We start from the raw sequence: 12,611 nt of genomic DNA on the forward strand, positions 1-12,611 counted from the left end.
ATTTATTTTGAATTGGATTTTTCTTTATTGAATTCTCATTTTAGAGTTGCCCTTTATACTCTTCAATATCTGAAACAGAAATTTAATTTCTTTTGTAGCTACTTTTATTTAACCCGGATTTTACTTTGAAATTCCAATACACACCTAATTGAATTCAAAATCCTGGCTCCGTGTTATAACGGATTCCTAAGAATATTTTTTATTCAAACAGGATAAGCATATTTTATTGAGGACAAGTTTCAAAGTGAACGCATTCATTTTTTCTCACCAATTCGCAATAATTTTTTCTCGAAATCCTTGTGAGAGAATCTCGTGCCCATTATTAATAGATTTTTGGAAGGACTTTCCTGGATTCGTTTGATTAATTCTCGATTGGTTTCGTCAATGAAAAATGATTTAAATTCTTTCTTGCGCGATTTATCACCCCTATATCTGGTAGAAAAGCTCGTGTTCAGATCTATTTCCTCCAGCTCGACCTTACCATGGGTTTGTTCAAACTTATCCATCAAATCTGATAAGCTGTAAGTCCACCAGTTAGGCTTATTGGCCAGTCCCAGCTTGTCCCAGGATGGACGCTTGACAAAATTGGAGAATATAATGTCATCACTTTCCGGATCTATCGGACGAGCATATCCTCTCAGCTTACGAATCTTAAGCTTCGTTGTCACTACCCTGATGGAGTCTTCGCTTTTGGGGCAACAGGTCCGCAAGCCATTGATTTCGTAGGACTTGGATTTGTAAAATACCAATTTGCTTCGAAGGTCATCATAATATTCTTCTTTTGCGGTGGACCATAGCTCTAGATATACGACGTTTTTGTCTTGGATCTTGTACTCATGCGAGTACACTTTTTTACTGTATCTCGCCTTGATTTGTCTGGTAAGCTTGCAGGAAGTGGATAGCATCATCAGAGCAGCAATCCATATTGTCGTATGTTTCATTTTGAGTGTTTGGTTAATAAAGAATGGTTTTTTTTAGCCAATTTCTGTAGATGAAATTCGGTTTCGAATCAAACTATCGTCAAAAACCGGGTTCAACAAAAATAAGTCATTCCTTGACAAAGGAAAATGATTTTGATCCTTTTCCGCCAATGCATTTCACCACATAATATCCCGGAGGGACTTGGGGATCTATACTTAAGCTGATCAGATCAGTGGTCTTTTGGACAAGGACGGCATGGATCGCCGCACCGGTTGCATTGAATATTTCTATCCGGATATCCTTGTCGATATCTATCCCGGTGATATACAGACAGCCCGAGCGGAGCAAGCTGGGATAGAGTTTTTGAACTCCGGTACCCGATACCGCCTCCTGGTCTGTGCTGACACATCCAAAGGCTTTCAGTTGGCCGGTAAGGGAAGTTCTGCGGTCGTTGATAAAGGACTTGATACCAGCCACCATTCCCCCTGCAGGAGAGCCCGGAACTGTGATGTTGAGGTCTTGGGAGAGGTTTTGTTCGAACTGCGCATTGGAATATGTCTTATAAGTATCTGCATAGACATCCTGCCGGATGAGATTGGCGAGGGAGTCGATGCGAGCATTCAGTTTTTCGTTAGAAAAGTCCGGGAGCAAGGCGCAGATTCTGTCAACCAGAGCCTGCTTCCAGTAGGATTCGCCCCAGAGCCGGTTCATGACCGGGCGTTGTGTGGTTGGAGTTGGGATATAGCCGATGGCCAGATTTTTAAGATTGGTCAAGGACTGTCCCATCTGAAAATTGCCAAAAGCCTCGTTGACGTCCCAGCTGATCCAGTCGAACTGATCGCTGTCCGTATTGTGATAGATGAAGTAGTTGTGACCGCTGCCTATATAGCTGTCCAGATTGACGAAGATATTGTGAGCAGCCCAGTAGTCCAGCCAGCTGTCTGTATTCATATACGTGGCCAGCGAGTCTTTGAGCTGAGCAGTGGGGATGCGGTTGAGTGCATCAACGAATCGGATCAGATCTGACCAGTCATTTTCCTTTTCGTTGGTCTTCAGTTCGTAGTCGGAGCTGTAAAGGCTTGGTGAGGAACCTTTGTAAACGAGAGTACCACGCGGATCACCTTTGAAGAGGTTGCCGTCCTTATTGCCGTATCTATCTTCCAGAAACGTCTTGTTGACGTCCTCCACGACAGTGTACAGCCCTCTGTATTCGCCGTTGATGTAGAGTCTGGCAAATCCGCAGCGAGGACCCGCTATCCCGTGATTGTAAAGGAAATCGAGCATCATTTTCTCACGTAGGAAGCTGGGATCTTTGAATCCGTTGTTGAGGACGATTTTTTTCAGGTTGTCATGAGACTGGCCATCAACGTATTCTGCCAGGTCTATGCGAAAAGGCTTTTTGTTGCTCGCATTGTTGTAGGAGGAGTTGCCCTTGAATTTGACACCGGAGTTGTGATAAGATTTGCCGTCGATCATGACGTCGGCTTGCATATAGACGTCGAGTGTATAGTTTTGCTTGAGGCTGTCCCAAAAGCCTGTTTGGTGAAACTCAAAGCGGATGTCATGGACTTTCCACTGAGCAAAAAAATCATCTCCGGGATCCTGAGCATAGGCAGAGAAGGCGCTGAGAACGAACAAGCATAAAAAATGAAACTTCATGCACCAAAAATAGAAAAATTTTAAAATGCGATAAACGCCGGGGGATCGCACGGAATACACAGAAAATAGCGGAGCAAGATCTTCCAGCTCACTATGTTGAAGGCCAACCGGCGAACTATCCAAATTTTCGATCGGTCATCTCCCGGACAGAAAGCATGACTACGTACGTAATTTTGATTTGCGGCAGCCCGATCAAATGAACCCAAACATACCAATCTGCAGGAGATGAAATCAAATTCCGGCTTGTAGCCGGGAGTGCCCCCTGCGTACGAAGTCCTTGGGGTCGCCGTCCTGCGTGGTTCGCTATTCGCTCCGTCAGCCGAGTGCGGCTGACCTGCTGCGCAGCACTCCGGCCGGCTCACTCAGATGAGAGAAAACTGAGAAAATAATCCTGAATCCACTCAACAAAATGAGACAAAATCCTCCTTATATTTGCTTGCTAAAGCTCAAACCGTCCTTAAAAATGAAAGGAAACCCTGGTCACATAGAAGATATATAGGCCATAAAATATATACGACATATGGCGTATATATTTTATGGCGTAGATAAAGATGTTATATGTCATCAAGAAATTGAAACTAAAATAAACTGCCAACAAAAATTGTTTAATTAGAAACTGCAATTGAAATACTTAGTAAACATACTCACGATATTTTTAGTATCTCAAACTTTTGGGGTTTTTTCAGCTCAAACTAATTCTAATTACAAATATCCAACGCATAAATTTCTACAAAGTGCAGATAGCTTACTTTGCGAAAAGGACACAATTAATGCTTTGAAAGTACTCGAAGATTTCGTCAATAAAACCAAAATAAAAGAAGTAACTTGGAAGAGTAAAAATGCTTGTAATCCAATAACAGATTTAATCAATCCATATTCAATATATGCGGATGTTTGCTTAGAAATTTCTGATCTATCATTAAGATTAAATAAGCCCAAAAATGCAATAAAGTATATCAAGAAACTGAAAAATGAATTCTTTCCAAGATCAGGTGGGTGTCTAAATGGAATATTGATGTACGAAACTAAAATATCAATTTATTTAGCCAATTACTATTTGTACATAGGTCAAAAAGCTGAGGCAATAAAAACCTTAACTGAATATTTCATATACCAAGAATACTATAGTAAAGAGGCAACTGAAAAGTTAAAAGCATTATTAATGGATGAATATAGTCTTAATGAATTAAGAACAATTGTGAATATTTCAATTGAAAATATTGAATTAGATGAAACTGACGGACCTGTAATTTTTCTTTTCGGACAAAGGATCATATTATGGCCAACATCAACAATTAAAGATGCAAAAGAATTCTGCAGAACAAATATAAATTTAAACAAAATAATTAAATAAATAGACGACATATAACAAGCCGTGACCACGATCATGCCTTCTAAACTCGGCACGTCGGGTACGGCAAACCGTTAGCGGTCACCCTAAAAGACGACACAACCAACAAGAAACAAACAGTAAAACGACAGACAAAATGCCAACCCTTCGCAAAATAAAAAGAGCTACAAGCCAACGCACAAGCCGACACAATTTGCAGCACATTTTATTTTGCCCAACCGCACCCAAGCCCACCCACCACCCGACAGCAGGACAACGAACAGTTTGAAGGGTGTTTTTGACAATAAAGGGTTTTAAAAACTTAACTTAGCGACCTAATAAAATAAGAGAAAAGACGAATGAATTTAATTGACACGGGAATAGAAAAGGGACTTATTCGGTTTGACGAAGACCGAAACTTTATAACATACGTTCACCAAAACAAAAAACGGAATTACAACAATCCTGAAGAGAAAGTTCAAGCCGAAACATTCTTGACTTTGGTTCTAATATATGGCTACCCTGAGAACAGAATTAAACAATTTTTATCTGTTCAAATGGGTTCGGAGACGAAGGAAGCCGACATTGTAGTTTATAATGATGATGAGTGTGAAGAAACCTACATATTAGTTGAGTGTAAAAAAGAAGATTTAACCGACCAGCAGTTTAACATTGCCGTTGACCAAGCATACAGCTACGCTGTTGCCGAAGGTGCAAAATACGTTTGGACAACTTCACGAATTAAAAATCAGTATTATGAAGTTCCTGACAAGAAGCCGAAAAGCAGAATTGAAATTCCCGACATTCCGCAGTTTGGTATTAACAAACTTGCACCATACAAATATGTAAAAGGCGGTATTTCGCAAACTGACACAGATGTAGAGCCAAAAAACATTGTTTCTGAACCTGACCCAAACGTAAAACAGAAATTTTTTGAACTTCAACCAGTAAGCGAAAGCGAACTAACAAAGATTTTCATTCAATCGCATCAAGCACTTTGGGGCGGTGGACAACGAAATCCAAGTGTAGCATTTGACGAATTGGATAAACTCATTTTCTGCAAAATTTGGGACGAGAAACACCCAAGAAAAAATGGCGACCCTTACGATTTTCAAATTTTTCGTGATGAAGACCCCGAAGACTTACTAAAACGCATCAAGAAAATCTATGCAGTTGGTGAAAAAGAAGCACCTGAAGTTTTCAAAGACGGTATCACTCTTACTGCACAAGAAACATTGACTATTGTAAAATACTTTCAGCGTATCAACCTCAATAAAACTGACCTTGACAGCAAAGGCAAAGCCTTTGAAACTTTTATGGGCAGTTATTTCCGTGGCGACTTCGGACAATACTTTACACCAAGACCAATTGTAAAATTTATTGTTGACAGTTTGCCGATTACGCACAAATCAAGAGTGCTTGACACCAGTTGCGGAAGTGGTGGATTTTTGCTTTACGCCTTGGACAAAGTGCGAGAACAAGCCAACGAATTTTACGACCCTATCAAAGATGAAAAAGACCATTACAAATATTGGCACGACTTCGCAGAGAAAAACCTATTTGGTATTGAAATAAACGACCAAATTGCCCGAACCGCCAAAATGAATATGATTATTCACGATGACGGACACACCAACGTAATTGCATCGGACGGACTTTTGAGTGATACAGAAATGCAAGCTAAATCAGGCAACAAAGAGTTTAAATACAATTCATTTGACTTTATCGTAACCAATCCACCTTTCGGAAGCAGTATTAAGCAAACCGAAAAGGCATATATGCATCAATACAATTTAGCAATTAAAGAAGTGGATTGGCTGAATACAACCGCAAGCGGCAAAGCCGCTTTGCGTGACAGCCAAAGCACCGAAGTGTTGTTTTTGGAGCAGTGCCACAAATTTTTAGTAGAACACGGTTATTTGGCAGTTGTAATTCCCGATGGTATTTTAACCAATAGCAGTTTGCAATATGTGAGAGATAACATTGAAGAAATGTATCGCATTGTTGCCGTTGTTTCAATGCCTCAAACCGCTTTTAGTGCCACAGGTGCAGGAGTTAAAAGTTCTGTTTTGTTTTTGCGTAAGCAGAAAGAAAAGCAAAGCGAAAAAATCAGCAACCAAAAAGCCAAACTAAAAGAGCAAGTTAAAACCGACAACAACTATATTGCTACTATAGAAAAATGGGAAAAAGAAAAAGCTGATGCGATTAAGAAATTAGAAGCAGATGCAAAAGCCAAGAACCCGAAAGCCAACAAAAAGGAAATAACAGAAATGATACAAGCCGACAAGTCGGCTGTTCAATCTGCACTTACCGACAAAGTGAATTTGCTGAAAGAAGAATTAACCGAAAAATACTTTTTGGCAAAACAAACCGCTTTAGACGACTACCCTATTTTTATGGCAATTGCAGAAGATATTGGCTATGATGCCACAGGCAGAAACACCAACAACAATGAGTTGATTGAAATAGGAAAAGAACTATCAAAGTTTATTGCTCACATTAACAAGACAGAGAAGTAATGAGCAGTTATACTATTTCGCCAACACTCAACAAAAGCCGAGTTTTCATTTTGCAAAAAAGCGAATTGGAAAAACGCTTTGACCCTTTCTTTTATGTTCCCGAACTTTTAGAACTTGAAAAGAAAGTTTTAGCCAAGAAGCCAAATAAATTAAGAGATTACGTTCAAAGTTTGGCGAGTGGAGCAACACCAAAGACAACCGAAAGCGAAAAATATTATGCCGAGAAAGAAAACGGAATACCATTTTTAAGAGTGCAAAACCTTTCGCCAACAGGAATTTTGGAGTTTGACGATTGTAAATACATCAACGAAGAAACACACAACGGAATGCTGAAAAGAAGCCAAGTTTCAGCAGGTGATTTGTTAGTGAAAATTACAGGTGTTGGACGAATGGCGGTCGCATCAGTAGCTCCAGAAGGATTTGAAGGAAATATCAATCAACACGTTTGCGTAATCAAAACAGGAAGCAAAGAAATTAGCGAAACACTTGCAGCGTTTTTAAATTCAGACATTGGCGAAAAATTGGCAAGTCGAAGAAGCACAGGCGGAACACGACCAGCATTAGATTATCCTGCATTGCTATCTATTCCGATTATTGAAGACAAACGTATTCTTCAAATCACTGAAAAAGTAATTGCTCAAAAACAAAAGAACGAAGCGGAAGCAGTAAAACTTCTTTCAAGTATTGATGATTATTTGTTGAATGAGTTAGGAATAAGACTACCCCAACTTCCTGAAAACACTTTGAAGAACAGAATGTTTACAAGGTCATTATCAGACATTCTAAACAAAAGAATTGACCCATTTTTTCATCAAGACAAATTCATAAATAATTTATCTGCAATCTCTAAGGGGAAATACCCTGTTAAACAACTTCGTGAAATAATATCCGGGAATTTGACAAAGGGAAGTTTACCAAAACAAGATGAAAAGGACGGAGAATGTTCAGTTGTTCAGATTAATTCAATTAATGCAGACGGAACAATTGCGCTTGACGATTTGCTTACAGCCAAAAATATTTTTAGCAAGCAACAAAAACTAAAAATTGGAGATGTTTTAGTCGTAATAACAGGTGCAACGATTGGTAAGATTGCATTTTGGAATTATGAAGGAGATTATTTTTTAGGTGGCGACATTGTAAAGTTTCAAACAAACTCTTTATCGGACAACGCTTTTGTTTATCATTTTCTAAGATGTAGCTTGATGCAAACAGAAATTAAGAGAAACATTACAGGAGCAACAAATGGACATTTAGCACCCGAAGATGTTTCACATTTACCAATTCCAGTTCCACCACTTGACAAGCAAATAGAAATAGCGGAACACATTACAGGCATCAGACAACAAGCCCAACAACTAAAAGACAAAACAAAAGAACTTCTGAAAAAAGCAAGTGATGAAATTGAAGAAATACTTTTAAACTAAATACAATGGAACAACACCCATTTTTAAATTGGATAAAATCCTATGAAGTTCAGCACAACGGCTTAACTCACAACTTTTTTATTGCATCACATAAGCAAGGTTACTTTAACGGAGTTTTAGTTTATGTGCTTGAAAATACAGACAGGATAGACCCAATGACACAGCCTAAATTTTCTCTACAGACAGAGTATTTACCTGACATAAGCGAAGAGAAAGTTTATGAAAAGGGCGTTCAACGACTTAAAGAAATATTTGGCGACCACATTGAACTAAAAGAAGACAAATCAAACAAATGGATTAAATGGTAAAGCCAACGCATTTGTTGGCACATTTGCAAAACCGTACAAGCCCACGCTAAAGCCAAGTTTTGCAAAAGAGCCACCAAGCCAACGCACCACAACAGACACGAAATGACAACAAACAAACACGACAGAATAGAAGGGCGAACCGCTAACATTTAGCCGTATAGAAGAAAGTCCAAAGGAAAAATACAATAGAAAGCTAATCGTCACTTACAGATAATGATAAAATAAAACCACAAAGGGCTTTCTGCTATAAAGCTGAGAGAAGGGTCTCTCAGTTCTCTCATCAGATGCATCTCTATGCATCTGGTCTTGAATAAAATTCAAGACTTCATTCGTAAGCTGAGAGAAGGATCTCTCAGTTCTCTCATCAGATGCATCTCTATGCATCTGGTCTTGAATAAAATTCAAGACTTCATTCGTTCATTTTCAACGAGACCTCTTCTTAGGTGTCATAGTATATCAATTGAGTTTTTTAGGTCAAGCTTTTACTTTTTTAGTAGTACAATTATTAGTTTTTTTGCATAGCTTCGCCACAGAAAAATCTACATTAATTTTTCTGTAAGTAAATGTATAACAATATTTATTTAGGGTAATTTTCATGGAATGTCGATGTTTATTAATGGAGAGCCTTTGTTTTGTATGGTCTGGACATCGATCAAAATGCCGTTGATGCAAATACTTGTTTTGATCAGGATTAATTTTCCAGTTTTGCAGATGGGACACAGACTGATGTCAATTCCTGTTTTGATCAACATGCGCAAAGGAATTGGTATTTCCACTTTTGGCATTGGTGGCGGCAGTTTCAATAGATTATGCAACTTTGCAATACGTTCATTTTTACCTCGATGGGACAAATATCCCGCATGACGTGTATAATCAGGAGCAAAGGTTACCACGAAAGAAAGTTCACTTTTGGATAAGCAAGTGGTAAGTTGATTACCTGAATAGTCACAAGAAAGACCCTAATTTTTCTTAAAACTGGCTTGTTTTAAGCCTGTGGGAGCTCTTATTTTTTTGCAAAGTATTCGGCGGCACATGAAAATAGTGCCTTTATCATGTCTAAAATTTGGTGATACGAAATTTTACCAGGTGTTTTATGCATTTGAAAACAGAAAAGTGGTATTTTCACAGTCTGACGTTATATGCTATGGTAGGACGATACACAACAACTAAACGACAATGACGGAAATCTTAACATATTGCTTCGATAAATGGTGGCGACCTGCTCTTGTTTTCGGACTCACAGCTTTAATAATGGTTTTGTGTGAATTAGCAAATAACCACAAACTACAAGACTATTCGTTTCTGTTATTTGTGCTTGGCTTTTTAGGACTAATCATTTCGACAATATATCAATTAGTAAAAAGACGATGGCTTTCTGCAATTTTGACTGCAACAATTATTGGAGTTTCAGTAGTTGGATTTTTCTTTTACTCAATTGCCTTGTTTTGGAAAGACCAATCTATGCCAGACACATATGCAGACAAACTAACAATTCCTAACGACATTAAACTGTATTTGCCGTCAGACAGCAATTTTTCTTCAAAAAGTTTAGACACCTTACCTAACTTCCAAATATACAACTCATTTCAACCAGGTCTTTATTCATACGCTGTTTGGACAAAAAAAATTGAGAGTGGTTATTGTTATTTAAAAGCATTTGAAGTTACACACAACGACCCTTTATCAGCAAACAGACTTAAAGAAAGAAGTAGAATAAAAGTTTTTAATTCAAGTGATACGACAGCAATGTTTGAAATGACTGCAAGGGAAGGTTATAGTTCAGAAGGTATTTTTACAATTTATGAAGGAGATTGGGGTAAACCTTATGCAGCAAGATTTGAAGTTTGGTTTGTTCCCGACAACGGTGGGAAAGAACGAAAACTAATTGAAAAAAACTTTAAAATTGAAGGATGGCAACGGTGACGAACAAAAGAACCACAGCATATAACATTTAGCCGTATAGAAGAAAGCCCAAGGGAAAAATACAATAAAAAGCTAATCGTCACTTACAGATAATGATAAAATAAAACTACAAAGGGCTTTCTGCTATAAAGCTGAGAGAAGGGTCTCTCAGTTCTCTCATCAGATGCATCTCTATGCATCTGGTCTTGAATAAAATTCAAGACTTCATTCGTTCATATTCAACGAGACCTCTTCTTAGGTGTCATAGTATATCAATTGAGTTTTTTTTAGGTCAAGCTTTTACTTTTTTAGTAGTACAATTATTAGTTTTTTTGCATAGCTTCGCCACAGAAAAATCTACATTAATTTTTCTGTAAGTAAATGTATAACAATATTTATTTAGGGTAATTTTCATGGAATGTCGATGTTTATTAATGGAGAGCCTTTGTTTTGTATGGTCTGGACATCGATCAAAATGCCGTTGATGCAAATACTTGTTTTGATCAGGATTAATTTTCCAGTTTTGCAGATGGGACATAGACTTATGTCAATTCCTGTTTTGATCAATACGCGCAATTGAATTGGTATTTCCACTTTTGGCATTGGTGGCGGCAGTTTCAATAGATTATGCAACTTTGCAATACGTTCATTTTTACCTCGATGGGACAAATATCCCGCATGACGAATTTTTACAAATCGTCTCGGCAATATATGTTGCTCATATCGTCTTGCAAATTCAATATGCGACAATGTCATTTCTTTTTCCTTACCATTATCAGCATAATCTTTGTATTGAAATTTGATATATTTATCATCAATTTTCTTTATCCTATGTGCTGTAATTGCCACCTTATGTGTATATCTACCTAGATATGCTATGATCTGAGATGGTCCTCCAAATGGTGCCTTAGAATACACATTCCACTTTTTATAACGCACTGATTCGATTGATGAATATATTTTTTCTGCATTTTCTATTTGCAATTCACCATTGCAAAACTTAGAATACATTTGCTTAAGAAAATGTGCTTTATATATTTTCTCCATCACTCTTCGTGGAAAAATAAATCGATCTTTTGATCTTTTACTTTGTAACCAATTTCCTTCTTTAGTCACTCCACCGCCACTTACGATACAATGAATGTGTGGATGAAAGCTAAGATCTTGACCATGTGTATGAAGTATAGAAACGATACCAAGTTGAGCGCCAAGCCATCGAGGATCATGACCTAACTTTAGCAATGTATAATGTGCTGATTGAAACAATAACTCAAACATCAACTTCCGATTTCCCATCGTGATGCTTCGCAATTCTTGTGGCAATGTAAATACTATATGGAAATATTGTGTAGGCAGCAATTCACTCATTCGATCTTCTATCCATGCTTCACGTCTCATTCCTCCACATGTAGGACAATGACGATTCCCACAACTGTGATACTGATAATGGACATGGTTACAATTTGTATTATTACAACGATATTGATGAACTCCAATTTTACTTGTATGACATTTACTTAACTTGTCAAAAACTGCTCTGCTGTATGAGTTAAATCTTGTAATCGATGGATGTGAAAATATTTTTTGTTGTAATAATTTTGTAATCTCAATTTGATTTTGTTCCACGTTGAAACAATTGATCGAGTGGAGATATTATTCCAAGTTGTGTATGCTTTTGTAAATGTAGATAGATCATCGTGGTCTCTATCTTACTATGTCCTAATAGTGTTTTGATCACATGCAGATTTGTGCCACTATTAAGTAGATGTGTTGCAAAACTATGACGCAATGTATGAGCTGTATATTTACTTGTCTTGAATCCAGCTTTCTCCATTGCTGAATTTACTACCAGTTGCATACTTCTTGGATGCATTGCTCTGCCAGTTTGCTTACTTGTAAATAAATATACCTTTGGTCTTGATTCAAGGATATAGAATTCTCTCAGTCTAGCCACCAGATGATCCGGAAGCAATGTATATCGATCCTTAGACCCTTTACCTTGTATTATTTTAATTCGCTTTGATTTGCTATCGATATCTGCTATCCGAAGATTACACAATTCACTGATTCGCATTCCAGTGCCATACAATAATCCAACAACACAATATTCCTTCACCGTCATTGGTGTACATATTAGTTTTTCAATATCTTCTTCACTCATGATATTTGGCAATATAAATTGCTTCTTCGGATATAAATTACTCGGCACGATGTATTTGCACGGATGTATCTTCTTAAAGAAAAAACTGCATGCTTGTGCCACACTTCTACACTTAGCTCGACCTACTTGATGCGCTGTTTTTATATAAATCAAATATTGCTCTATATCTTCTTGTAGAATATCCTCTACTCGCTTATGATGATAGTATTTAAACAATAATGTCATCTCATTGACGTAGGATTTGATGGAGCCTAGACCATATTCTTTTATGGTCATTGTCTGTTGCAACTTCTTTAAATAAAAAATTGCATTCTCTTGTAATACATTTTTGGAAATTTTGTTACCTTGCATAAATTTTTGTAATGCAATGGCAAGTATCATTCCTAT

General features: G+C 37.6%; 9 protein-coding genes and 1 pseudogene. 5 read left to right on the forward strand and 5 right to left on the reverse strand.

All coding sequences use genetic code 11. The features are described 5' to 3' along the window. Positions 1-254: 254 nt before the first annotated feature. Both IPI99_04990 and IPI99_04995 read right to left on the reverse strand, forming a co-directional pair. On the reverse strand, positions 255-941 hold the full coding sequence (locus IPI99_04990) for a hypothetical protein (GenBank protein ID MBK7339866.1): 687 nt from the start codon (positions 939-941) through the stop codon (positions 255-257). 106 nt (positions 942-1,047) lie between these two features. Then, positions 1,048-2,580 (reverse strand): CotH kinase family protein, encoded by a 1,533-nt coding sequence (locus IPI99_04995; GenBank protein ID MBK7339867.1) that lies wholly within the window; start codon positions 2,578-2,580, stop codon positions 1,048-1,050. A gap of 622 nt (positions 2,581-3,202) precedes the next feature. Between IPI99_04995 and IPI99_05000 the strand changes: the two genes are divergently transcribed. The 4 genes from IPI99_05000 (at position 3,203) to IPI99_05015 (ending at position 8,161) form a co-directional block, all read left to right on the forward strand. Beyond that, positions 3,203-3,934, forward strand: coding sequence for a hypothetical protein (locus tag IPI99_05000; protein ID MBK7339868.1), 732 nt, complete (start codon positions 3,203-3,205; stop codon positions 3,932-3,934). Between the two features lie 335 nt (positions 3,935-4,269). After that, the gene (locus tag IPI99_05005; protein MBK7339869.1) at positions 4,270-6,429 is read left to right on the forward strand and encodes a restriction endonuclease subunit M; all 2,160 of its coding nucleotides are present in this window, start codon (positions 4,270-4,272) and stop codon (positions 6,427-6,429) included. A gap of 50 nt (positions 6,430-6,479) precedes the next feature. After that, positions 6,480-7,853 carry a restriction endonuclease subunit S gene (locus IPI99_05010; protein MBK7339870.1) on the forward strand — a complete coding sequence of 458 codons (1,374 nt, stop codon included), beginning with the start codon at positions 6,480-6,482 and terminating at the stop codon, positions 7,851-7,853. Between the two features lie 5 nt (positions 7,854-7,858). Beyond that, complete coding sequence (locus IPI99_05015) at positions 7,859-8,161, forward strand: hypothetical protein (GenBank protein MBK7339871.1); 303 nt, start codon at positions 7,859-7,861, stop codon at positions 8,159-8,161. A 593-nt stretch (positions 8,162-8,754) separates the two neighbouring features. On the opposite strand, the gene IPI99_05020 is transcribed toward IPI99_05015, so the two are convergent. After that, entirely contained in the window at positions 8,755-9,054 is a 300-nt protein-coding gene (locus IPI99_05020; GenBank protein MBK7339872.1) for a hypothetical protein, read from the reverse strand. A 358-nt stretch (positions 9,055-9,412) separates the two neighbouring features. Between IPI99_05020 and IPI99_05025 the strand changes: the two genes are divergently transcribed. After that, positions 9,413-10,084: a hypothetical protein gene (locus IPI99_05025; protein MBK7339873.1), complete on the forward strand. Its 672-nt coding sequence runs from the start codon at positions 9,413-9,415 to the stop codon at positions 10,082-10,084. A 555-nt stretch (positions 10,085-10,639) separates the two neighbouring features. Here IPI99_05025 and IPI99_05030 read toward each other — a convergent pair. Then, positions 10,640-11,668, reverse strand: a pseudogene (locus IPI99_05030) (IS91 family transposase). A gap of 1 nt (position 11,669) precedes the next feature. Next, on the reverse strand, positions 11,670-12,605 hold the full coding sequence (locus IPI99_05035; protein MBK7339874.1) for a tyrosine-type recombinase/integrase: 936 nt from the start codon (positions 12,603-12,605) through the stop codon (positions 11,670-11,672). Between the last annotated feature and the right edge of the window lie 6 nt (positions 12,606-12,611).

Source organism: Saprospiraceae bacterium, from assembly GCA_016710235.1.
Lineage (GTDB): Bacteria > Bacteroidota > Bacteroidia > Chitinophagales > Saprospiraceae > Vicinibacter.